The sequence below is a fragment of the Streptomyces venezuelae genome (assembly GCF_008642335.1).
Taxonomy (GTDB): domain Bacteria; phylum Actinomycetota; class Actinomycetes; order Streptomycetales; family Streptomycetaceae; genus Streptomyces; species Streptomyces venezuelae_F.
Window position 1 is genome coordinate 56,300 of sequence record NZ_CP029191.1, and the last position, 22,641, is coordinate 78,940.

Sequence of the window (22,641 nt, forward strand, 5' to 3'; positions counted from 1 at the left end):
GGCATCTCCTGGGGGTCGGGGGGTGGCGGCGGTGCGGGGCGCGGGTCTCAGAGCGGCCGGGCGGGCGGGCGCGGGGCGCCGAACCAGCGGGTCAGGGCGTCGGTGAGGTCGCTGTCGCTGCCGGGCGCGGTCCAGGCGACGTAGCCGTCGGGCCGGATGAGGACGGCCTGCGGGGCCTGGGCGGCCGGGCCGGCGGGGCCGGTGGCTTCGGGGGTCCAGGTGCCGGTGACGATGTCGACGCCGGCGGTCCAGTCCTGGGCGAGCTGGGCGGCCTTGGAGCCGGTGCCGTCCGCGCCGTCGGTGGCGATCAGGACGCCGCGCGCGGGATGCAGCAGCTCCGCCACCCGGGTGCGGGTGCCGTCGGGGCGGGTCAGTTCCAGGGCGGGGGGCATGCGCCGGCCCAGCAGGGGGTGGTCCCCCGGCCCCATGTCGTAGCGGATGCCCAGGCCGCTGAGGACGCCCGCCAGATGGGTGGCCGCGTCCTTGTGGGTGAGGACCTCGCCGAGCACCTCGCGCAGCGGCGCCATCTCCTGCCCGGTCAGGCGCAGTTCGATGGCGGCGCGGGCGTTGCGCGCCAGCTGCTCCCCGATCGGGTGGCGCTCGGCGTGGTAGGTGTCCAGGAGCGTGTCGGGGGCGCGGCCGGCGAGGACCGCGGCCAGTTTCCAGCCGAGGTTCACCGCGTCCTGCACGCCCACGCTCAGCCCCTGCGCCATCGCCGGCGGCTGGACGTGGGTGGCATCGCCCGCCAGGAAGATCCGGCCGCGCCGGTAGTCGGCGGCCACCCGGGAGGCGTCGGTGAAGCAGCTGATCCAGCGGCACTGCCCGTGGTGGATGGACTCGCCGGTCAGCCGCTGCCAGGCGTCGGCGAGTTCGCCGTACGTGAGGGCCTCGCGGTCCTTGGGGCGCGTGCCCCGCTCGTAGGCGACGACGCGGGTGACGCCGTTCTCCAGGTCCATCGCCATGATCATGCTGCCGTCGGGGAGGTTCTCCCCGATGCGCCGGCGGCGGGTCTCGATACCGGTCACATCGGCGGTGTAGAAGCCGCGGGTGGGCTCGGGTCCGGGGAAGTCGATGCCGGCCAGCTTGCGGACGGTGCTGCGGCCGCCGTCGCAGCCGACCAGGTAGCGGGCCCGGTCCCGGCCCGCCCCCTCGGGCCCGTCGAAGGTCACCTCGACGCCGTCGGGGTGCTGGTCGAGGCCGGTGACCTCATGGCCGCGGCGGACGGTCACCCCGAGTCCGCCCGCCCACTCCTCAAGCATCCGCTCGGTGCGGGACTGCGAGACGCCGCGGGCGCCGCTGTGGTCCTCCTCCAGCGGGCCCAGGTCGATGGGCACCCCGCCGAAGTGGGCGTCGGCCGGCTCCGTGGCGCCGAGCCGGGCGAGCAGTCCGCGCTGGTCGAAGCTCTCCACGGCGCGGCGGGTGAGGCTGGCGCCGCGGGACTCGCGGGCCGGGGCGGGCAGCTTCTCGTAGACGACGACGTCGGCGCCGGCCAGGCGCAGCTCGCCGGCCATCATCAGCCCGACCGGGCCCGCGCCGACGACTATCACGTCCCTTCTCGTGCTCGTGCTCGTGCTCATGCTCACGCTCCTGTTCGGTGGAGGGCGCCGGGAGTGCCGGGGGCCCCTGGGGTGCCGGGCGTGCCGGGGGTGCCGAACCAGTGGGCCAGGGCGTCGGCCAGGTCGCGGTCGCTGCCCGGCGCGGTCCAGGCGACGTAGCCGTCGGGGCGGATGAGGACCGCCACCGGGGCCGGGCCGGTCGAACCGGGGGCGTCGGGGGCGTCGGGGGTCCAGGTGCCGGTGACGACGTCGACGCTCGCCGCCCAGTCCTGGGCGATCTCGGCCGTCTTGCCGTCCGCGCCGTCGGTGGTGATCAGTACGCCGCGCGCGGCGTGCAGCAGCTCCGCCACCCGGGTGCGGGTGCCGTCGGGGCGGGTCAGTTCCTTGTGCGGGGGCATGCGCCGGCCCAGCAGGGGGTGCTCCCCCGGCCCCAGGTCGTAGCCGATGCCCAGCCCGCTCACGATGCCGGCCAGCTGCCCGGCGGCCTCCTTGTGCGCCACCAGCTCGCCCAGCACGCCGCGCAGCGGGTCCATGTCGGCGTCGCCGAGGTAGAGCATCGACGCCGCCTGCGCGTTGCGGATCAACTGCTCGCCGACCGGGTGGCGTTCGGCGTGGTAGGTGTCCAGGAGGTGCTCGGGGGCCCGGCCTGCGAGGTGGGCGGCCAGTTTCCAGCCCAGGTTCGCCGCGTCCTGCAGCCCGGCGCTCAGGCTCCAGGCGGCCAGCGGCGGCATGGCGTGGGCGGCATCGCCCGCCAGCAGCACCCGGCCGCGCCGGTACTCGGTGGCCAGGGCGGCCGCGTTGTCGCAGGCCCACATCCACTGCGCGCTCGCGTGACGGATGTCCTCGCCGGTCAACTTCTGCCAGGCGTCTGCCACTTGAGGGAACGTCAGCTTGGCGGGGTCCTGGTGCGGGGGCAGGTCCTTGTCGTGGATGACGATGCGGCAGCGGCCCTCGCCCAGCGGGGTGCACACCACCATGTGGCCACCGGGCAGGCGCTCCCCGATGGGACGGGGGCGCAGCGTGATGCCGGTGAGCTCCGCGGTGTACATGCCGCGGGTGGCCTCCCAGTGGCGGGCGGGGATGCCGGCGGCGGTGCGGACGGTGCTGTGCGGTCCGTCGCAGCCCACCACGTAGCGGGCGCGGTGCTCGCCGGCGCCTGCGGGTCCCTGGCAGGTGACGACGACGCCGTCGCTCTCCTCGCGCACGCCGGTGACCTCGAGCCCGCGGCGCACCGGCACCCCGAGCTCGGCGAGGCGGGCGGCCAGCATCGCCTCGGTGCGGGCCTGGGAGAGGCCCAGGACGCCGCTGTGGTCCTCCTCCAGCATGCCGAGATCGAACCGGACGCCGCCGAAGTGGCCCATCGGCCCCCACCGGAACCGGCCGAGCCCGGTGAGGAGTCCGCGCTGGTCGAGTGTTTCCGCCGCGCGCCGGTTGAAGCCGAGCGCGCGGGATTCCCCGGAGGGGGCGGGGAGTTTGTCGAAGACGGTGACATTCACACCGCCCAGGTGGAGTTCACAGGCCAGCATCAATCCGACGGGACCGGCACCGACAATTATTACGCCAGTTTCCATTGTTGACCTTCCACGCGGGCGGCTGAGGAATCGTCGATGTCAAACTACACATCAGCATGTTCAACCGGTGATTTCCCGCGGTTGAACGAGGCGGGCGGAATCTGTTTCTGCCATGTGTGCGGGTTTTACGGGGCGGGCTGCGGCGGCGCGGGCGCCTGGCAGGTGGCGTCGGCGCCCTTGCGCGCGGCCGGGCGGCTGCCGTCCTTCAGGTAGGCGTCGACCACCGTGTTGACGCAGGTGTTGGCGTTGCGGGACAGCGACGTCTCGTGTTCGTAGCCGCCCTGCTCCACAAGGAGCCGGGAGCCGGGGAACCTGCGGTGCATGTCGTGGGCGCCCGCCAGTGGGGATCCGGCGACGTGCTCGCCCTGCACGACCAGGACGTTCACGTCCTTGGCGCCGACCTTCTGCGGGGTGCCCGCGGGCGCGGGCCAGTACGCGCACGGCGCGTTGTACCAGGCGTTGAACCAGGTCAGGAAGGTGTTGCCGGCGCGGTAGTCGCGGGTGTAATCGCGGTGCCAGCGCTGCCAGTTCCGAGGCCAGGGCGAGTCGGTGCACTGCACCGCGCTGTACATGGCCTGCTTGTTCTGGGTCGGGTAGCCGGGCTCGTTGAAGGCGGACCTGAGCCCGGTGGCGTCCTCGCGCAGCACCCAGTCGGCCAGCGCCTTGGTGTGGCCGCTCCAGGCGGAGCGGCGGTAGAGGTCGATGAGGAAGACCTCGGTGTACTCGGCCGGGCCGATCTTTCCGTCGACGGGTGCCGTGCGCAGCTTGGCCATGCCTTGGTAGTACGCGGCCTCGACGGCGGCGCGGGTGGTGCCCAGGTGGTAGGTCGCGTCGTTGCGGGCGACCCAGGAGAAGTAGTTCTGGGCGCTCTGTTCGAAGGTGGCGTTCTGGGCGAGGACGTTCTTGTACCAGCCCTTGCCGGGCAGCATCACGGTGTCCAGGACCATGCGGCGCACCCGGTGGGGGTACATCGAGGCGTAGACCGAGCCGAGGTAGGTGCCGTAGTCCCAGCCGAAGTAGGTCAGTTGCTCCTCGCCGAGCGCCTGACGGATGAGGTCCAGGTCGCGGGCGCTGTCCTTGGTGCTGAGGAAGTTCAGGGTGTCGCCGTGGGCGCGGCCGCAGCTCGCGGCGAAGTCGCGGGCCCGGGTGCGCCAGGCGCGTTCGTCGGCGGCGGTGCGGGGCACCAGGTCGGCGCGGGCCCTGCCGGGCCAGACGTAGTCGGGCGCGCAGGTGATCCGCGGTTCGCTGGCGCCGGTGCCGCGCGGGTCGAAGCCGATCCAGTCGTAGGTGGCGCCGACGGCCGGGGACAGGCCGGAGGTGCCCTTGGCGAACCGGGTGGGCAGGTCGCGGCCGAACTGGCCGGGCCACTGGCCGCGGTTGAGCAGCACGATGCCCTGGTAGCGGTCCTCGGGTGCGGTGTGCCGGGCGCGGGTCAGTGCCAGGTCGATGGTGCGGCCGGTCGGCCTGGTGTGGTCGAGCGGGACGGCGAGCGTGCCGCACTCCAGGCCCTTGAGCAGGGCGCCGACGACGGGGTCGTTGTCCGGGCAGGGCGACCAGGAGACGGTGGACGCCGGGCGCTCGGGTGCGGCTTTCGCCGGCGCCGCGGCGACCGTTCCCGCCAGGGCGGTGGCGGCCGCCGCCGTAATTGCCAGTAACTTCCTCACGTAATCCCCTTCTTGAGGCAGATACGCCGCCGGGCCGGGTTGTGCGGGCAGGCCGGCGAAGCCGATTTTCTCGGGCGGGTCCTGGGGGCGGCGCGAGACTATCGGCTGCGGGAAGTGGCGTGAAAACAACTGCGGTTGAACAATGACGGGCGGTCGAGCGGGGCTGGAACGGCGGTATCGGGCGGGAACAGCGCGACTTGTTTACTGGATACGAAAAAGCCCCGCGGCCAGCCGGTCATGGGCTGTCCGCGGGGAAAAGGAAAAAGGTGCGGGTGGTGTTATCGCGGTCCGCCGCCAAAAGCGGGTGCGCTGCCGGGGGCGGGCGGGCCACCCGCGGCCATCTGCTGCATCCGCTCCCGCATGTTCGCGGTGGTGTTGGCGTGCGGGAACGGCGTGGTGGGCGTGTCGGTGCCCAGGAACGCGCACAGCGGCTCCCAGCCCTTGGTGACGTCGTAGACCAGGAGGTTGTCGGCGGGGACCGCGTCGATGATCTCCTGGTTGCGGCGGTGGTAGACCTCGATGGCGTGGTCCTTGTCGGAGAACCGCCCCTCGAACAGCCCCTCCCAGGTCATGACGTTGGTCATGCGGAAGACGCGGGCCTGGCGGCTGCCCTGCTCGGGCGGGGTCTCCTTGTTCTTCAGGACGAACTGGTACAGCGTGTTGTACGTGCTCTGGTACCAGCCGTCCGCGTCGCGCACCGTCAGGACGACCTTGGCCTCGGGGAAGGCCTTGATGATCTGGTCGTAGTAGAAGGAGGGCGGGCCGTCCACCGCGGAGGTGTAGCCCTCGAACACCGCGTCCCAGTCGGGCTGCTGCCCCTCGCAGATGATGCGCTCCCACTGCTCCAGGCGCTTCTCGTCGCCGACGATGTCGAACATGTGGTAGCAGGGGCCGTAACCGAGCTGTTCCAGCGCCACCTGCAGTGACGTGGTCCCGGTCCTGCCGAGACCGGCGTTGATGAGCTTCAACACGGGGCGGTTCCTTCCCTGCGGCTGGGTGGTCAGGTGGTGCGTGGGGTCCCGGTCGTCACTGCTATGACGCCCGGCGGCGCGCGGATGTGACAGGCGTACGGCGCGCCGCACGGGCCGGGGCGCGGCGGGCGCTCAGCGCCAGGCCGCGGGCACCTGGCGGGTGGCGACGTTGATGCGGTTCCAGCAGTTGACCAGGCCGATGTGGATGACCAGGGAGGCCAGTTCCTCCTCGGTGTAGTGGCCGGCCGCGTCCTGCCAGACCTCGTCGGGCACCGCGTCCTCGCGGCCGCTGAGTTCGGTGGCGTCCTCGGCCAGCGCCAGGGCGGCGCGCTCGGCGGGGGTGAAGCAGGTCGCCTCGCGCCACTCGGCGACCTGGGGCAGGCGGGCGTCGGCCTCGGCGGCCTGCCCCAGGTCGTCGGGGATCGTGTAGATGCGGCCGTTGATCTGGCTCACCCGCAGCCGGATGAGGTCGAGCGTGCGCTGCGGGACCCCGACCCTGCCGATGACTTTGGTCAGGTCGAGCAGGGGCTGCAGGGCGTCGGGCACGACCAGCGAAGGGTTGTTCATCCGCGGTGGCATCGGGGCGTCTCCTGTGAGTCGGGCCCGCGCCGGCGCCGCTGCGGCGCCGCCCGGCGGCAGGCGCGCGGGGGCGGACGGGCAGGGCGGGGGCGGGCAGCGGCGAGTGCCGGTCCACCAGGCTGCCGCCGCCGTGTGTGTTGGTGCAAGTGCCCGGCGAACAGGGCGCCGTGCGGGCGGTGTTCGACCGCGCGGTCGCCGCAGTTGAACATCCGCGGCGTTCACGGGGGCCTCGGGCGCGCCGGGCGAACTGTGTGACGCTTCGGTGGGTTCACAGCGCGTGACCCATCCCCCTCCCCTCCCCCTTTTCCGACGGACAGAAGGGACCACGGACGTGCCTGAGAAGATCGCGCTCGTCACCGGCGCCAACAAGGGCATCGGGCAGGAGACCGCACGGCAGCTGGGCGAGCGGGGAGCCGTCGTCCTGGTCGGCGCCAGGGACGAGGTGCGCGGCAAGCAGGCGAGCGCCGTGCTCGCGGACCGCGGCATCACCGCGGTGCCGCTGCGCGTCGACGTGTGCGACGCGGCCTGTGTGGCCGAGGCCGCCGCCCTCATCGAGCGGCGCTACGGCCGCCTGGACATCCTGGTCAACAACGCGGGGATCGCCGGGCGGTTCACCGGCGCGCCCAGCCAGGCGGCCGCGGGCGATCTGCGGGAGGTGTACGAGACCAACGTGTTCGGCGTGGTCACGGTGACCAACGCGATGCTGCCGCTGCTGCGCCGCTCGCCGGCCGGGCGCATCGTCAACATGTCCAGCCACCTGGGGTCGCTGGCCCTCAACGCCGACCCGGCCTCCCCCATGGCGCACGTCAACATGCTCGCCTACCAGTCCTCCAAGACCGCGCTGAACGCGCTGACCCTGGCCTACGCCAAGGAGCTGCGGGACACCCCGATCAAGGTGAACGCGGCCCACCCGGGTGTGGTGGCCACCGACATCAACGGCCACCGCGGGCAGCGCACGCCCGCCCAGGGCGCCGTGATCGCGGTGCGGCTCGCGCTGCTCGACGCGGCGGGGCCCACGGGGGCCTCGCTGTCGGAGGACGGCCCGGTGCCCTGGTAGCGGCCGGGCACGGCGCGGGGGCAAGGGCGGGGGCTCCGATGAACCTCGTCCTGAGCTCGGGTCATCCTCAAGAGCCCCGGCGGAACGTGTGGCCCGGCGCGTGGAGATCCGGCGGACACCGGACCGGCCCCCGATGCCGGCCCCCTGGATCCAGTCCCTGATTCCGGGCCCCTGACTGTGGAGGAGAGCGGGAGCGATGAGCTTCATCAAGGTTTGTCCGGTGGACAAGATCCCGGCCGGCGGCGCGATCGCGGTGGAGGTCGAGGACGCCCCGGTCGCACTGGTGCGCAGGGACGAGACCGTGTACGCGGTCAGCGACCTGTGCTCGCACGCCGAGGTCTCCCTCGCCGAGGGCGAGGTCTACGGCACCACCATCGAGTGCTGGCTGCACGGCTCGTGCTTCGACCTGCGCACCGGGCAGCCCGTCAATCCGCCGGCGACCCGGCCGATCGCCACCTACCGGGTGAAGGTCGAGGACGGCTTCGTCTACGTGGCGCCGGGCGCCGAGGACTAGGGGCAGGTGGAGATGAACGCAGCGAAGCGGCCGGTGGTCGGGATCACCGCGCGGACGGTCCCGGTCACCCTGCAGGGCACCGACATGGTGGTCAGCCTCTCGCTCCAGTCGCATGTGGACTTCCTGGCCGCGGCGGGCTGCGTCCCGGTGGTGCTGCCGGTGCGGCCCGGCGTCGAGCAGCTGCTCGACGGTCTGCAGGGGCTGCTCGTGCCGGGCGGCCCGGACGTCGATCCGGCGCTGTACGGGCAGGAGCGCCACCCGCTGACGCGGGTCGCGAGCACCGAGCTGGACCGCGCCGAACTCGCTCTGATCGGGGCGGCGCTGTCGGGCGGGCTGCCTTTGCTGGCCATCTGCCGCGGCATGCAGCTGCTCAACGTGGGCTGCGGGGGCACCCTGCACCAGCATCTGCCGGAGGTCACCGGATCCGACGGGCACCGCCCGCCGGGCCCCGGCTTCGAGTTCGGCCGGCACGTCCTGGACCTGCGGTCCGGCAGCCATATCGCGCGGGTCTTCGGCGACGACACCCCCAAGACCGCCTGCCACCACCACCAGGCCGTGGACCGTATCGGCGAGAACCTGACCGCCACCGCCCGCACGCCCGACGGCGTCGTCGAGGCGGTCGAGGCGGTGGGCCACCCCTTCGCGCTGGGCGTGCAGTGGGAGGCGGGACAGACCGAGGACGACCGGCTGCACCGCGCCCTGGCAGACGCCGCACGGCGCCGGTGAGACACGTACCAGCAGCCCGAGACAGCTCAACGCACCTTCAATCCCGGCACATTCGGCAGTTTCCGTGAGCGTGGGACTGTCACCTTCCGGAAGGACGAAAATGGGAACAGTCGAGGTTCCGGTTCTTATCGTGGGCGGCGGCGGATGCGGTCTTGCCGCCTCCAACTTCCTGTCCGATCACGGTGTGGACCACCTGCTCGTCGAACGGCACGCGGACACCGCGCACGTGCCCAAGGCGCACTACCTCAACCAGCGCACGATGGAGATCTTCCGCCAGCACGGGCTCGACGCGCCGATGGTGGAGCAGGGCGCGCCCCTGGAACTGTTCGGCAAGCTGCGCTGGCTGACCTCGCTGGCCGGCGAGGGCCCGCTGGACGCGCGGCACATCCACGAGATCGACGCCTTCGGCGGCGGCTCGCTGCGCGAGCGGTACGCGGCCGCCGGGCCCGTCCTGCCGGTCAAGCTGCCGCAGGTCCGCCTGGAGCCGATCCTGCGCGCCACCGCCGAACAGCGCCGCCCCGGGCGCATCCTGTTCGGCCACGAGATGACCGGCTTCACCGACGAGGGCGACCGGGTGGTCGCCGAGATCCGCGAGCGGGCCACCGGCGAGACGACGACGGTCACCGCCCGCTACATGATCGGCGCCGACGGCGGCCGCACGGTCGGCAGCGCCCTGGGCATCGAGATGCGCGGCGTGCCCGCACTCCTCGACGTGACCACCGCGTACTTCACCGCGGACCTGTCGCAGTGGTGGCAGGAGGGCACCCTGCTGACCCACTTCCTGCACGCCGACGACCCGGACCTGTGCAGCAACCTCATCGAGATGGGGCCCAGCTGGGGCAAGGCCTGCGAGGAGTGGGTGCTGCACTTCCCGCCGATGGACGCCGACCGCCTCGACGAGGAGGCGGTGGTGGCCCGGGTCCGGCAGCTGCTCGGCCTGCCCGAGCTGGAGCTGACCCTGCACCACGTGACGAACTGGACGGTGCAGGCGCTGGTCGCCGAGCGCTACCGCAAGGGGCGGGTGCTGCTGGCCGGCGACTCCGCGCACCGCCAGCCGCCCACCGTGGGCCTGGGCCTGAACTCCGGCATCCAGGACGCCCACAACCTGGCGTGGAAGCTGGCCGCGGTCCTCGACGGCCGCGCCGACGACACCCTCCTTGACACCTACGAGGCCGAGCGGCAGCCGGTGTGCCGGCTCAACGTCGACTGGGCGGTCTCGGCGGCCTCCCACCACCAGGCGGTCCTGGACACGGTGGGCCTGGGCCCGCATGCCCCCGCCCAGCGCCGCAAGCGGATGTTCGCCGCGTACTTCGAGCAGTCCCCCATCGGTGAGGTGGTGCGGGCCAGGACCGCGGAGATCCTGGACACCCACCGGGCCGGCTGCCAGGCGCACGACTTCGAGATCGGCTTCCACTACGAGCAGGGCGCGCTGGTGCCCGACGGCAGCGAGCCGCCCGCGCGGGTGCCGATGCGCGATGTGTACCAGCCCACGACCCGGCCCGGGCACCGGCTGCCGCACGCCTGGCTGGAGCAGGACGGCCGGCGCCTGTCCACCCACGACCTGACTGGGTCCCCGGCCTCCTTCGTCCTGATCACCGGGGAGCGGGGCGGCGCGTGGGCGGAGGCGGCCGCGCAGGTGGCGGAGAAGCTGTCGCTGCCGATCCGGTCGGTGCGGATCGGCGCGGGCGGAGAGTTCGCCGACGCCGAGGGCGGCTGGGCGCGGGTCCGTGAGATCGCCGGGGACGGCGCCGTCCTGGTGCGCCCGGACAACCACGTGGCCTGGCGCAGCATGGGCGCCGCCGACAACCCGGCGCAGCTGCTGGCGAACGCGTTCTCCCGCATCCTCGAACCGCGTATCACCGCGGATTCCGCTTCCTGACTGTCCGGGGCGGGCGGAAGGGGGGCGGCCGCACCGGCGGACCGGCGGCCGCCCCCCCTTTATTGCACGGCTTTGTTGCACGGCACCTTTCGCGGCCCATCTTGCACGGCCATCTTTCACGACGGAGGAATACGGTGACGGTAGACGGAACGGTCCTGGTGCTGGGCGGAACCGGCCGGCAGGGGGGTGCGACGGCCCGGGCCCTGCTGGCGCGGGGACGCGTCGTGCACGCGCTGGTGCGCGATCCGCGGGCGGCCGCGGCGCGCGCGCTCGCCGCGGCGGGTGCGGTGCTCGTCCGCGGGGACCTGGAGGATCCGGCGTCGCTGCGCGCGGCGATGCGCGGCGTCCAGGGCGTGTTCAGCGTCCAGACGTTCCGCGGCCCGGGCGGCGTGGAGGCCGAGGAGCGGCAGGGCAGGGCGGTGGCGGACGCCGCCGCCGAGGCCGGCGTGGCCCACTTCGTGTACAGCTCGGTGGGCGGCGCGGACCGCTGCGAGGTCATCCCGCACTTCCGCAGCAAGTGGAACATCGAGCAGCACATCGACAAGCTCGGGCTGCCGGCGACGGTGCTGCGGCCGACCATGTTCTACGACATCCTGCTGGACCTGGGCCCCAAGCCGGCCGGCGGCGGGCTGGTCCTTGGCCTGTGGCTGCGTCCCGAGGTCCCGGTGCAGGTGATCGCGACCGGCGACATCGGGGCGTTCGCCGCGGACGCCTTCAGCGATCCGGACGCGTGGCTGGGCCGGCGGGTGGAGATCGCCAGTGCCGAGCTGACGGGACCGCAGATCGCCGCGGCGTTCGCGCGGGTGGCGGGCGTCCCGGTCCGCTACGAGCAGCAGTCCTTCGAGCCGCTGCGCACGGCCCGCCCGGACCTGGCCGCGATGTTCGACTGGCTCGACACCGAGGGCTACAGCGCGGACATGGCCGAACTGCGCCGCCTGCGCCCCGGCGTGACCGGCCTGGAGGCGTGGCTGCGCGAGAACTGGACGATTCCCCAGGCCCAGGCGTAGGCGCCGGCAGACGGCTGAGGGCCACGTCCGCCGCGGCGGACGTGGCCCTCGGCGGCGGGTTCAGGTGGTGGTGAAGCCGGCCAGGACGCGGCCCAGGATGTCGGTGTCGATGCGGTGCCAGGAGCCGGGCAGCTGCATGCCCCAGCCGCTGGGCAGGGCGGCCGCGGTCGCGCGGGCCGCATCGCGCAGCCAGTCGCCGGTCGCGTCGCTGTTGAGGACCAGGGCCGGGGTGCGCAGGGCCGCCAGGCGGGCGGTGGGCACCTCGAAGTCGCCGAGGATGGTCGTGTCGTACAGCAGGGTGTGGGCGTTGGCCTCGTTCGTCGCCCACAGGGGTGCCTTGCGCCACTCGGCGATGACCTGGGGGCTCAGACCGAGGAACTCGCGCAGCCAGTACTCCGCGGTCTGCCCGCGCCGGTCCTGGGCGAGCAGCGTCTTGAGGGTGTCCATGCAGTCGGCGGGCGGCTTGGGGTGGGGGGCGACGCGGAAGTAGGGCTCGTGCAGGGCGAGTCTGGTGATCGGCACGCCGGCCAGGGCCGCTTCCAGGGCGAGGTTCGCGCCGGTGGAGCCGGCGAAGACGGCCGCCCGGCCGCCCGCGTCGTCGATGACCGCCGCGAGGTCCTCGATCTCGCGCTGGACGGCGTAGTACGGGGCGTCGCCGCTCTGGCCCCGGCCCCGGCGGTCGTAGACGTGGACGGTGCAGTGCGGCGCCAGTTCCGGGACCAGGGCGTCGAAGATGGTGTGGTCGCGGAACGCGCCGTTCATCAGCACGATCGGCGGGCCGTCGCCGGTGCTGCGACAGGCGATCGTCGTGCCGTCCTGGGAAACGACCTTCCGCATGCCACCACTCTCCTTTGGTCCACGGGGTGTGTTGTGCGCAGCGGTAATGTCCAGCGGTCCGGTCGATGGCGGGTGGAGCCTGAATCGGGCCCAAGTCGCCCTGGAATCAGGCCGGTTGCCAGGCGATTGGGGATCCACTCCCGCTCGACCGGGACTATCGGCGCCCCTCCAAAACTGATGCGACACCGTATCCACGAAGGAGCAGGTCGTATGGCGGACAACGGAATGGCTCGGTCGGGCACGGCGCCGCACGTCGTCGTCGTCGGGGGCGGCGTCGCCGGGCTCGCGGCGGCGTTCTTCCTGCGCGAGGAGCCGGTGCGGGTGACCGTCCTGGAGGGCGCGGACCGGCTGGGCGGGCAGCTGGCCGTCTCCGAGCTGGCGGGCGTCGTCATCGACGAGGGCGCGGAGTCGACGTACGCCCGGCGGCCCAAGACCGCCCGGCTGCTCAAGGCCGCCGGCCTGGAGGAGCGGGTGGTGGCGGCGGGCACCAAGTCGATGGCGGTGTGGAGCGGGGGGCAGCTGCGGCCGCCGCTGGAGCGTCAGTTCATGGGCGTGCCCTGCGACATGGACGAGCTCGCCAAGTCCGGCATCCTCTCCGAGGAGGGTGTGGCACGGGCCCGCCAGGACCTGACGCTGCCGCGGGCCGGGCGGGAGGGCGACCGGTCGGTGGCGGACGTGGTGGGCGGGCGCCTCGGCCGCGAGGTCGTGGACCGGCTGGTGGATCCCTTCCTGTCGGACGCCTACTTCGGCCGCGCCGACGAGCTGTCCTTCGAGGCCACCCTCACCCCGCTGGTCACCGCCGCCCGGCGGCGCGCCTCCCTGGCCGAGGCCGCGGGCGCGCTGCTGCCGGCGCCGCCGCCGCCGGGCCAGGAGCCCACCACCGGCATCTCCACCCTGGCCGGCGGGCTCGGCTCGCTGCCCCGGGTCCTCGCCGACGGGCTGCTCGCCGCCTCGCCGGACGCGGCCGTGCGCACCGGCACGCGGGTGCGCGGCCTGGAACGCCGCGGACAGGGCTGGCGGGTGAGCGTGGACGGCGCGGCCGGGCCCGAGCAGCTGGACGCGGACGCCGTCATCGTCGCCGTGCCCGCCGCGCAGGCCGGCCCGCTGCTCGCCGGCCTGCCCGGCACCGGCGGGGCCACCGCGGCGCTCGCCGGGATCCCCCACGCCGGGTCCGTCATCGTCACGCTCGCCTTCCCGCGCAGGGCACTTGACGCGGTACGCCCCCTGGGGCACAGCGGCTACCGGGTGCCGGCCGTGGACGGGCGGGCGATGAAGGTCGTCACGTTCTCCACCATGAAGTGGCCGCACCTGGCGGGCGAGGTGGACATCGTGCGCTGCCAGGGCGGCGGCAGCGGCGGCGAGGAACTGCTGGGCCGCGACGACGCCGACCTGGTCGCGCTCGCCGCCGCCGAACTGGCCGAGGTCACCGGGGTCGGCGGCCCGCCGCTGGCCTCCCGGGTGAGCCGGTGGGAGGCGGCAGTGCCGCAGTACACGGTGGGGCACCTGGAGCGGGTGGCGCGCATCCGGGAGGGGGTCGCCGCCCAGCGCAGCCTCGCGGTGTGCGGCGCCGCCTACGACGGGGTCGGGGTGGGCCAGTGCGTGGCAAGCGCCCTCAAGGCCGCCGAGGAGGTGCTCGGCGAGCTGCGCGCGGGCGCCCTGGCCGGGCCCGCATGACCGGGAGGGACGTCCACGATGCCGAGGGAGGGGAGGCCGGCGTGTCCGAACAGAGCGTGAGCGCCGTCGACTTCTGGTTCGACCCGCAGTGCCCGTGGGCGTGGATCGCCTCGCGGTGGATCACCGAGGTGCAGCGGCTGCGGCCGATCCGGGTGCGCTGGCACGTGATGAGCCTGGCGGTCCTGAACGAGGGACGCGACGTGCCGCACAAGTACCGGGTGGGGCTGGGCTTCGGGCCGGTACGGGTGTGTGTGGCCGCCGAGCAGAAGTACGGCCCCGAGGTGCTGGGCCGCCTCTACACCGAACTGGGCGTGCGCTACCACCACGAGAAGGCGCCCAAGGACCGGGCCACCCTGGAGGCGGCGCTCGCCGCGGCCGGGCTGGACGCGGGTCTGGCCGCGGCGATGGACTCCACCGAGTACGACACGGCGCTGCGCGCCTCGCACCGCGACGGCATGGACCGGGTCGGCTACGACGTGGGCACGCCGGTGATCGCCGTGGACGGCAACGCGTTCTTCGGTCCGGTGGTGACGCCGGTGCCGCGCGGCGAGGCGGCGGCGCGGCTGTGGGACGGGGTGCTGCTGGTCACCGCGACGGACGGGTTCTTCGAGCTCAAGCGCACCCGGGACCGCAAGCCGGACTTCGGCTGACGGGTCGGTTCGCGCCACACGGATGGCGCCGATCCGCGCACCCGGCAGGCCCGCCCCCGTCAGGATGTGACCCAGCACGGTCACTTACACCGACAGGAGCAGATGATGAAGTTCCGAACCTACGTCGAGCCTCCCGAGCCCATGCGGGGCCTGGAGGTTCCTGTGGAGGTCGTGGAGAAGCTCGACGGGGGCAAGCGGCCGGCCGTGACCATCACCGTCAACGGGCACTCCTGGAACAGCCGGCTGGCCATCATGCGCGGCCGCCACCTGATCGGCTTCAGCAAGGCCAACCGGGAGGCGGCCGGGGTCGAGACGGGTGAGGAGGTCGAGGTGGAACTCGTCCTGGACACCGAGCCCCGCGTCCTGGTCGAGCCGGACGACTTCATCGCGGCGCTGGACGCCGACCCGATCGCCCGCAAGGTCTACGACCGCCTGTCCCCGAGCCGCAAACGGGCCCACGTGCACGCCATCGAAAGCGCGAAGAAACCCGAGACCCGCCTGCGCCGAATCGAAAAGGCGGTGACGACACTGCGCGACGAGGCCTTCGCGTAGAACCATCCCGCCCCGCCGGGGCGGGCCGAGGTGGGGCGGGCCGGGCCTGATGGAGGGGTTCGCCGGTCTGGTCCTGGAGGGCCGCCAGGCGCTGCGGGTCCTGGACCCCGAGGGGCGCGTCCTGCTCGACCAGCCCGACGACGGCACGGGCGGCCGCCCCGAGTGCAGCGCGGTGAGCTGCGCCGGCTGCTGCTCGACTCGCTGCCGGCCGGCACCGTGCGCTGGGGGCACAAGGTCAGCGGCGTGCGGGCGCTGGGCCGGGGCCGGCACGAGGTGACCTTCGCCGGCGGTGCCGCGAGCGTCACCACGGGGCTGCTGGCGGGTGCGGACGGCGCCTGGTCACGGGTCCGGCCGCTGGTCACCGACGCCGTCCCCGCCTGCGTCGGCAAGTCGGTCGTGGAGACGTACCTGTTCGACAGCGAGGACCGGCACCCGGCCACCGCGAAGGCGGCCGGCGGCGGGATGATGATCGCGCCCGCGCCGGACCGGGAGATCGTCGCCCACCGGGAGCGGGCCGGCACCCTGCACGCCTCTGTGGGCATCACCGCGCCCAAGGAGTGGTTCACGGCCATCGACTTCGGCGACGCGCGGGCGGCCGCGGCGCGCACCGCCGGGGAGTTCGGGGGCTGGGCGCCGGAGATCACCGCGCTGATCACCCGGACCGACACGCCGCCGGTCCTGCGCCTGCTGCACGCCCTGCCCCGGGGCCACCGGTGGGAGCGGGTGCCCGGGGTGACCCTGCTCGGCGACGCCGCCCATCTCGCGCCGCCCAACGGCGAGGGCGCCAACCTGGCCATGCTCGACGGGGCCGACCCGGGCCGGGCCCTGGCCGCGCACCCCGAGGACCTCGAGGCCGCCCTGGGCCTCTACGAGCAGGCCATGTTCCCGCGCAGCGCGGCGGCCGCCCTGTCCCAGGGCACGGGGAGACGCACGAGGACGGAGGCCACGGGGGCGGGGGCGGTGACCACGACCTGTTCGCTCTGCTCTCCGGGCTCATGGAGAAGCCCCGCCCGAGGTGAGAGCCACTCTTCGAGGCCTCGGGGCGGGGCTTTTCGGCGGGCGGGGGCGGCGGGCCCGGGCCGGCACGCGGCTACTTGGGGTCGCGGTTGAAGCGGGCGGTGGACCAGCCGTAGCCCAGGGCGGTCAGGGCCAGGCACCAGCCCAGCGCGAGCCATCCGTTGTTGCCGATGCCGGTGCCCAGGAGCAGGCCGCGCAGGGTCTCGATGGCGGGGGTGAAGGGCTGGTACTCGGCGATCGGCTGGAACCAGCCCGGCATCGAGTGCAGCGGGACGAAGGCGCTGGAGATGAGCGGCAGCAGGATCAGCGGCATCGCGTTGTTGCCGGCCGCCTCGGCGTTGGGGCTGCTCAGGCCCATGCCGACGGCGATCCAGGTGAAGGCCAGGGCGACCAGGGCGAGCAGTCCGAAGGCCGCGAGCCACTCCAGGACGGTGGCGTCGGTGGAGCGGAACCCCATCGCCACGCCGACGGCGCCGACCAGGACGAGGCTGATGAGGATCTGCAGGACGCTGCCCACGACGTGGCCGAAGAGGATGGAGCCGCGGTGGATGGCCATGGTGCGGAAGCGGGCGATGATGCCCTCGTTCATGTCGGTGGAGATGGAGACGGCGGTGCCGATGGCGGTGGAGCCGATGGTCATCAGCAGGATGCCGGGCACGAGGTAGGCGACGTAGGCGGAGCGGCCCGCGCCGGCGCTCATGGTGTCGCCGAAGATGTAGACGAACAGCAGCAACAGCATGACCGGGGTCATCAGCAGGTTCAGGGTGAGCGAGGGGTAGCGGCGGGCGTGCAGGAGGTTGCGGCGCAGCATCGTGGAGGAGTCGCGCACGGCGAGGGAGAGGGAGCTCATCGGACGTTCTCCTTGGGCTGGCGGGGCCGGCCGGAGTGGCCGGGCTGGGCGGACTGGCTGGTGGTGAGGGCGAAGAAGACGTCGTCCAGGTCGGGGGTGTGCACGGTCAGTTCGTCGGCCTCGATGCCGGCCAGGTCCAGGCGGTCGAGCAGGGCGCGCAGGTCGCGCTGGCTGCCGTCGCTGGGGAGTTGGAGGGTGAGGGCCTCCTGGTCGCAGGCGGCCCCGGGCAGGGCGGCGGCGGCGCTGCGGTGGGCGGCCGGGTCGGTGAAGCGCAGGCGCACGTGCCCGCCGGGGACGAGGCGTTTGAGTTCCTGGGCGGTGCCCTCGGCGGCGATCCTCCCGTCGTTCAGGACGGCGATGCGGTCGGCGAGTTCGTCGGCCTCCTCCAGGTACTGGGTGGTGAGGAAGACGCTCGCCCCGTCGGTGACCAGTTCGCGGATGATGCCCCACATGGTGTGGCGGGAGCGGGGGTCCAGGCCGGTGGTGGGTTCGTCGAGGAAGATGACGCGGGGGCTGCCGACGAGGGTCATGGCGATGTCCAGGCGGCGTTTCATGCCGCCGGAGTAGGTGGCGGCGGGTTTCCTCGCGACCGCCACGAGGTCGAAGCGTTCCAGGAGTTCGGCGGCCACCCGGCGTCCCTCGCGCCTGGGCAGGTGGTGCAGGTCGGCCATGAGGAGCATGTTCTCCTCGCCGGTGATCAGGCCGTCGACGGCGGAGAACTGGCCGGTGACGCCGATCTGCGCGCGGGCGGCCTGGGCCTGGTGGGCGAGGTCGTGGCCGGCGACGCGCAGGTCGCCGGCGTCGGCCCGGACGAGGGTGGAGAGGATTTTCACGGCGGTGGTCTTGCCGGCGCCGTTGGGGCCCAGCAGGGAGAAGACGGTGCCTTCGGGGACGCTCAGGTCGATGCCGTCCAGGACAGTCTTGTCGCCGTAGGACTTGCGCAGCCCGCGGGCGGCGATGGCCGAGCCGGTCATGAGGGGAGCTCCTTGTGTCGTGGGCCGCGGAGGGAAGGCGGGGTCAGAGGCTGCGGGCGGTGATGTCGCCCTGGGCGACGGTGGCCTTGATGGTCAGGGCGGGGGTGGCGCCGCTGTTGTGCAGGGCGTTGTCGATGCGGCCGTAGGCGGTGCCGGCGTCCAGGGTGGCGCTGACGCCGCGGGCGGCGGTGACGGTGATGTCGCCCTGCTCGGTGCTCAGGGCGAGCGCACCGTGCCCGGCCTCGGCGATGTGCACGTTGCCGCGCAGGGTGCGGATCTCGCCGCCGCCGTTCAGGCGGCCGACCCAGATGTCGGCGTCGAGGCCGGTCAGGCGGGCGGCGGTGGCCTCGTCGAGCTTGACGGAGCCGTGGCCGCCGTCGAAGGCGACCTCGCCCAGGCGTCCCACGCCGCGGAACTCGGCGGCCGAGGAGGTGGCCCGCACATGGGATCCGGCGGGCAGCTGGACGGTGACCTCGACGGCGCCGGCGGTGCCGAGGACGCGGTTGGTGGGCTGGGGGGCCTGGATGCGCAGGACGCCGTCGGCGTAGGCGACTTCGGTCTGCTCGGCCGCCTTGACGTCGCGGTCCCGGGCGGGGTCGGCGGGCCGGACCTCGACGGTGGTGTCGGCGCGGTCGGCGGCGATGAACTGGATGCGCCCGGCGGGGATGTCCAGGACGGTGCGGACGGCGGCGGGGGTGTCGAACTTCTGCATCGTGTGCTCCTTCATCCGGTGGCGCGGACCCCGGCGGCCCGCCCTTTCCGATGACAGAAACGCTACGTTGCATTCACAGATCTGACAACAAACTTGTTGCGTTGCAACCCCATATCCGCAGGTAGATATGGGGAAGTTGAAGCAATGACCTCACGCTTAACGCAACAACACCCCACCCATTGCATTGCAATGAGTTGGGCGTGAACGCTATGGTCGGCGTGTCCACCCGCCCCCTGCGGGGCCCGGCGGGCCCCGGCCACGAAGGAGACCCCGATGCCGGGAGGCAGACTCACCCAGCAGGAACGCCGGCAGATCGCCCAGGGACTCGCCGACAACCTCTCCTACGCCGAGATCGCCCGGCGCCTGGAGCGGCCGACCTCGACGATCACCCGCGAGGTGACGCGCAACGGCGGCCCGGCCGGCTACCGCGCCGAGGTCGCCCACCGCGCCACCGAGCACCGCGCCCACCGCCGCAAGCAGAGCGCGCCCCGCACCGCGCGCACCGCACCGCAGCCACACGGGCGCGACGCCGGCGAAGTGCGCGCGTACGAGGAGGTGTTCGCCACCGTCATGATCACCTCGGGCATGCCCACGATGATGTCCCGGGTGGTGGCCGCCCTCGTCCTCACCGACTCCGGCAGCCTCACCGCGGCCGAGCTCGCCGGGCACCTCCAGGTCAGCCCGGCCGCCATCTCCAAGGCCATCGCCTACCTGGAGAGCCAGGGCTTCGTGCGCCGGGAGCGCGGCGAGGGCCGCCGCGAGCGCTACGTCGTCGACGACGACGTCTACTACCAGTCCATGATGGCCTCCGCCCGCGCCACCGCCCAGGTCGTGGCCACCGCCCGCCAGGGCGTGCCCGTCCTGCGCCCGGGCACCCCCGCCGCCACCCGCCTGGAGAACATCGCCCGCTTCCTGGACTTCGTCTCCGAGAGCACCGCCCGCGCCGCCGAACAGGCCCGCGACATCCTCCACACCAAGCCCGCCCCCTCCCCCTCCGCCTCCGCCTCCGCCGACGGGAGTGCCGTACCGCCCGCACAGAAATGACCGCCCGCCGCGCATGACGGTGCACGGCGAGGGGCACACGGCGCATCACGTACGACAAACCCGGTAAAAACCGCCTGTAAGGGAGGCCCCTGATGCTGCTGATGGCCCGTCCGGTCCTGAAGAACCTGCTCGAGCAGTACGAGACACTGCGCGCCCTGCACGCCGAACAGGGCTCCAAGGAGACCCTGCGGCGCCTGGAGGACGTCTCCTACACCCTGTGCGTGTCCACCGGCACCCGCGACATCGACGCCGCCCTCGCCGCCGCCCGCCACCGGCTCGCCGCCACCGCCCCCGCCGCCGGGCAGCACCGCGCACGGCACGCGGCCCCCAAGAGCGCCCAGGCGCTGGCGAGCTGACCCCGCGGAGTCTGCTCGCGGCGGGCACGGCGCGCTCGCGCGCCGCGGCGGCCGTAGCGTGGGCGGCATGTGCTGGAGTGCCACGGCCGATCTCGCGGCGGGAACGGGCATCGCAGCGGTGGGCGTCGTCTCGGTGAGCCTGGCGGCCCGCCGCCCCCGCGACCTGCCGCTGGCCGCGCTGCCGCTGCTGCTGGGCGCCCACCAGATCGTCGAGGCCGCCGTCTGGCGGCACAGCGGCGGCACCGGGCCCGCCACCCTGGCCTGGGCCGTGATCGCGCTGCCGCTGCTCGCGCTGTGGGTGCCGGCGGCCGTGCTGTGCGCGGCGCCGCCCGCCGCCCGGCGCCGGCTGCTCCTCCCGCTGGCGGCGGGGGCGGCGACGGCGGCGGTCCTCGCCCACGCGCTGGCGACACGGCCGGTCAGCGCCGAGATCCGCGGGCACACCGTCGGCTACGCGCTGGGGCTGCCGCAGACCGGGCTGCTGGTGACCGGCTACCTGCTGGCCACCGTCGGCTCCCTGCTCCTGTCCGGCGAGCGGGCACTCGTCCTGTTCGGGGTGCTGGTCGCGGCGGGCGCGGCGGTGTGCTTCGTGCTGTGGCGCGAGGAGTACGTCTCCACGTGGTGCGCGTTCGCCGCGGTGTGCTCGCTGCTGCTGACGCTGTGGGCGGCCCGGCGCGGGCCGGCGCGCACCGCCGCTGCCTGAGAGGTCGTCAGCCGTTGGTGTTGATGTGGGCCGGGGTCCGCCACGGGCCCTGCCGCCCGCAAGTGTGACCGCCGCAGAGGTCCCGGGCGTGCGACGTGCCCGTCAGGCGCGGCAGCGCAGCATCTCCAGCGGCGGGTTGGCGTGGAAGTCCGCCCAGTGCTCCGTGCCGAAGGCGCGCAGGCCGGCCCGGCGGTCTCTACGGGTGCGCGGCGGCGGCCGTACTGGCGGAAGCCACAAAGACCCGGGCCCGGGCCCGGCCTCCCCTCCAGCCGGCCGTCCGGCACCGGGGCGGCCATGACATCGCCGGGGCGGGCGGGATACGGTCGCTGGAGCGGGTGAGGAGCAGGGCGTGCCGGGAGGAACCGGGCGGGCCGGGGCCGGTGAGTACGGTCCGCTGCGCCTCGGCCGATCGGCAAGGGGCCGGAGAGGGTGCGGCCAAGGGAGAGAGTTTGACCAGCATTCCGACCGCGTCCCCCTCACCGGAGGAGCGGCCGTCGTCACGTGAGGACCGGCTGCCCTCGCCCGAGCGGGCCGCGTCCCCCGAGCGGATCTCCTCGCCCGAGGGAGCCCCCTCCCCTGAGCCCCCGCCCGAGCAGGCCTCGGCGCTGGAGCGCGTCCCCTCGCCCGAGCAGGCCTCATCGCTGGAGCAGGCCCCCTCGCCCGAGCAGGCCCCCCTGCCCAAGCAGGTCTCGGCGGTGGAGCAGGCCCCCTCGCCCGAGCAGGCCCCCCTGCCCAAGCAGGCCTCGGCGCTGGAGCAGGTCCCCTCATCCGAGCAGGCCTCGGCGGTGGAGCAGGTCCCCCCGCCCGGGCGGGCCTCTTCGCCCGAGCTGATCCCCTCCCCCGGGCGGGCCTCTTCGCCCGAGCTGATCCTCTCCCCCGGCCGGGTCCCCTCGGCCGAGGCGGCGTCCGAGCGGCTCGTGCTGCTGGAGCGGGAGGCGGAGCAGCTGCGGGTCACCGCCGGGCGGCTGCGTGAGCAGGTGGCCGAGCTGGAGGTGCGGGCGCGGGCGCGGCCCCGGATCGCGCTGGCCGAGGGCATCCTGGTCGAGCGCTACCGGCTGGCACACGCCCAGGACGCGTTCATGCTGCTGCGCCGGGCCTCCCAGCACGCCAACATCAAGCTGCACCAGCTGGCCGCCGCGGTGGTGCGCACCCCCGGCCCCGCGCCGGGCGCCGAGAGGTGGCTGCCCGAGCGGACCCGGCACGCCGCCCTGCCCGGCCTGGACGCGCTGCGGGCCGGCACGCTGGACGCGCGCAACCAGGGCGAGGTGCTGGGCGCCGCGCTGCACCGCGTGCTGACCGTCACCGGCACGGGCATGGGCAACGTGCAGCTGCTCGAGAACGACGTGCTGCGCATGGCCAAGCACGCGGGCCTGCCCCGGCACTTCACCGACCACTTCGCGTTCGTCGACGGGCGCACCTCCTGCTCCCGGGCCGCCGAGGCCAGCAGCCAGGTCACCGTCAAGGAGGTGGCCTCCTCGGCCGGGTTCGGCGAGGAGGACCGCCGGGTGATCCTCACCTCCGGCAGCCGCGCCTGCCACAGCATCCCGCTCGTCGACGAACACCAGGTCGTCCACGGCGTCATCTCCTCCCACCACGACCGGCCCCTGACCGGCTTCACCCAGGCCCAGCTGCGGGAACTGCACACCACCGGCCGCACCATGGGCGAGTGGATCAGGTGGCACCAGGAGACCGTGCTCCTGGACGCGCTGGAGGACCTGCACCGACTCGCCCTGGCCGGGCAGGACTGAGCC

Annotated in this window: 21 protein-coding genes and 1 pseudogene; 13 read left to right on the forward strand and 9 right to left on the reverse strand. The window is 73.7% G+C overall.

Annotated features, from left to right (window positions below; translation table 11 throughout):
* Window positions 1-47: 47 nt before the first annotated feature.
* The 5 genes from DEJ49_RS00265 to DEJ49_RS00285 all read right to left on the reverse strand — a co-directional run bounded on the left by DEJ49_RS00265 (window position 48) and on the right by DEJ49_RS00285 (window position 6,341).
* A complete protein-coding gene (locus DEJ49_RS00265; protein WP_150181792.1) occupies window positions 48-1,577 on the reverse strand; it encodes an FAD-dependent monooxygenase in 1,530 nt (509 codons plus the stop codon).
* Between the two features lie 2 nt (window positions 1,578-1,579).
* The gene (locus DEJ49_RS00270) at window positions 1,580-3,127 is read right to left on the reverse strand and encodes an FAD-dependent monooxygenase (RefSeq protein WP_150181793.1); all 1,548 of its coding nucleotides are present in this window, start codon (window positions 3,125-3,127) and stop codon (window positions 1,580-1,582) included.
* A gap of 125 nt (window positions 3,128-3,252) precedes the next feature.
* A complete protein-coding gene (locus DEJ49_RS00275) occupies window positions 3,253-4,791 on the reverse strand; it encodes an alpha/beta hydrolase (protein ID WP_150181794.1) in 1,539 nt (512 codons plus the stop codon).
* A 278-nt stretch (window positions 4,792-5,069) separates the two neighbouring features.
* The gene (locus DEJ49_RS00280; RefSeq protein WP_150181795.1) at window positions 5,070-5,762 is read right to left on the reverse strand and encodes a sulfotransferase family protein; all 693 of its coding nucleotides are present in this window, start codon (window positions 5,760-5,762) and stop codon (window positions 5,070-5,072) included.
* A 132-nt stretch (window positions 5,763-5,894) separates the two neighbouring features.
* Complete coding sequence (locus DEJ49_RS00285; protein ID WP_150181796.1) at window positions 5,895-6,341, reverse strand: carboxymuconolactone decarboxylase family protein; 447 nt, start codon at window positions 6,339-6,341, stop codon at window positions 5,895-5,897.
* 331 nt (window positions 6,342-6,672) lie between these two features.
* Between DEJ49_RS00285 and DEJ49_RS00290 the strand changes: the two genes are divergently transcribed.
* The 5 genes from DEJ49_RS00290 (at window position 6,673) to DEJ49_RS00310 (ending at window position 11,524) form a co-directional block, all read left to right on the forward strand.
* Window positions 6,673-7,398, forward strand: a complete 726-nt coding sequence (locus DEJ49_RS00290; RefSeq protein WP_150181797.1) for an SDR family oxidoreductase — start codon at window positions 6,673-6,675, stop codon at window positions 7,396-7,398.
* Between the two features lie 196 nt (window positions 7,399-7,594).
* Complete coding sequence (locus DEJ49_RS00295; protein ID WP_150181798.1) at window positions 7,595-7,912, forward strand: Rieske (2Fe-2S) protein; 318 nt, start codon at window positions 7,595-7,597, stop codon at window positions 7,910-7,912.
* Window positions 7,913-7,924: 12 nt separating this feature from the next.
* Window positions 7,925-8,638: a gamma-glutamyl-gamma-aminobutyrate hydrolase family protein gene (locus DEJ49_RS00300; RefSeq protein ID WP_150181799.1), complete on the forward strand. Its 714-nt coding sequence runs from the start codon at window positions 7,925-7,927 to the stop codon at window positions 8,636-8,638.
* Between the two features lie 100 nt (window positions 8,639-8,738).
* Window positions 8,739-10,517 carry an FAD-dependent monooxygenase gene (locus DEJ49_RS00305; RefSeq protein ID WP_150181800.1) on the forward strand — a complete coding sequence of 593 codons (1,779 nt, stop codon included), beginning with the start codon at window positions 8,739-8,741 and terminating at the stop codon, window positions 10,515-10,517.
* Window positions 10,518-10,651: 134 nt separating this feature from the next.
* Window positions 10,652-11,524 (forward strand): NmrA/HSCARG family protein, encoded by an 873-nt coding sequence (locus tag DEJ49_RS00310; protein ID WP_150181801.1) that lies wholly within the window; start codon window positions 10,652-10,654, stop codon window positions 11,522-11,524.
* A gap of 60 nt (window positions 11,525-11,584) precedes the next feature.
* Here the strand turns inward: DEJ49_RS00310 and DEJ49_RS00315 are convergent, their stop codons facing one another.
* On the reverse strand, window positions 11,585-12,361 hold the full coding sequence (locus DEJ49_RS00315) for an alpha/beta fold hydrolase (protein WP_150181802.1): 777 nt from the start codon (window positions 12,359-12,361) through the stop codon (window positions 11,585-11,587).
* A 210-nt stretch (window positions 12,362-12,571) separates the two neighbouring features.
* Here DEJ49_RS00315 and hemG point away from each other — a divergent pair, with 210 nt between their 5' ends.
* The 4 genes and pseudogenes from hemG to DEJ49_RS00335 all read left to right on the forward strand — a co-directional run.
* A complete protein-coding gene (hemG, locus tag DEJ49_RS00320; RefSeq protein WP_150181803.1) occupies window positions 12,572-14,035 on the forward strand; it encodes a protoporphyrinogen oxidase in 1,464 nt (487 codons plus the stop codon).
* A 41-nt stretch (window positions 14,036-14,076) separates the two neighbouring features.
* Window positions 14,077-14,685, forward strand: coding sequence for a DsbA family protein (locus DEJ49_RS00325; RefSeq protein ID WP_223832659.1), 609 nt, complete (start codon window positions 14,077-14,079; stop codon window positions 14,683-14,685).
* 105 nt (window positions 14,686-14,790) lie between these two features.
* A complete protein-coding gene (locus tag DEJ49_RS00330) occupies window positions 14,791-15,237 on the forward strand; it encodes a YdeI/OmpD-associated family protein (protein ID WP_150181805.1) in 447 nt (148 codons plus the stop codon).
* A 43-nt stretch (window positions 15,238-15,280) separates the two neighbouring features.
* Window positions 15,281-16,143 (forward strand): annotated as a pseudogene (locus DEJ49_RS00335) (FAD-dependent oxidoreductase); the annotation flags it as partial.
* 184 nt (window positions 16,144-16,327) lie between these two features.
* Here DEJ49_RS00335 and DEJ49_RS00340 read toward each other — a convergent pair.
* The 3 genes from DEJ49_RS00340 to DEJ49_RS00350 are packed head-to-tail and all read right to left on the reverse strand — an operon-like array spanning window position 16,328 to window position 18,790.
* The gene (locus DEJ49_RS00340) at window positions 16,328-17,104 is read right to left on the reverse strand and encodes an ABC transporter permease (RefSeq protein WP_150181806.1); all 777 of its coding nucleotides are present in this window, start codon (window positions 17,102-17,104) and stop codon (window positions 16,328-16,330) included.
* Window positions 17,101-18,078: an ABC transporter ATP-binding protein gene (locus DEJ49_RS00345; RefSeq protein WP_150181807.1), complete on the reverse strand. Its 978-nt coding sequence runs from the start codon at window positions 18,076-18,078 to the stop codon at window positions 17,101-17,103. Before DEJ49_RS00345 ends, DEJ49_RS00340 begins: the two co-directional genes overlap by 4 nt.
* Before the next feature lie 43 nt (window positions 18,079-18,121).
* Complete coding sequence (locus DEJ49_RS00350) at window positions 18,122-18,790, reverse strand: DUF4097 family beta strand repeat-containing protein (RefSeq protein ID WP_150181808.1); 669 nt, start codon at window positions 18,788-18,790, stop codon at window positions 18,122-18,124.
* Window positions 18,791-19,063: 273 nt separating this feature from the next.
* On the opposite strand from DEJ49_RS00350, the gene DEJ49_RS00355 reads away from it, so the two are divergent.
* From DEJ49_RS00355 to DEJ49_RS36680, 4 genes are all read left to right on the forward strand, one after another.
* Window positions 19,064-19,834 (forward strand): helix-turn-helix domain-containing protein, encoded by a 771-nt coding sequence (locus DEJ49_RS00355; RefSeq protein ID WP_150181809.1) that lies wholly within the window; start codon window positions 19,064-19,066, stop codon window positions 19,832-19,834.
* A 95-nt stretch (window positions 19,835-19,929) separates the two neighbouring features.
* Entirely contained in the window at window positions 19,930-20,190 is a 261-nt protein-coding gene (locus tag DEJ49_RS00360) for a DUF5133 domain-containing protein (RefSeq protein ID WP_150187949.1), read from the forward strand.
* Between the two features lie 67 nt (window positions 20,191-20,257).
* Window positions 20,258-20,890 (forward strand): DUF6629 family protein, encoded by a 633-nt coding sequence (locus DEJ49_RS00365; protein WP_150181810.1) that lies wholly within the window; start codon window positions 20,258-20,260, stop codon window positions 20,888-20,890.
* A 449-nt stretch (window positions 20,891-21,339) separates the two neighbouring features.
* Window positions 21,340-22,638 (forward strand): ANTAR domain-containing protein, encoded by a 1,299-nt coding sequence (locus tag DEJ49_RS36680; RefSeq protein WP_263398770.1) that lies wholly within the window; start codon window positions 21,340-21,342, stop codon window positions 22,636-22,638.
* Window positions 22,639-22,641: the final 3 nt, after the last annotated feature.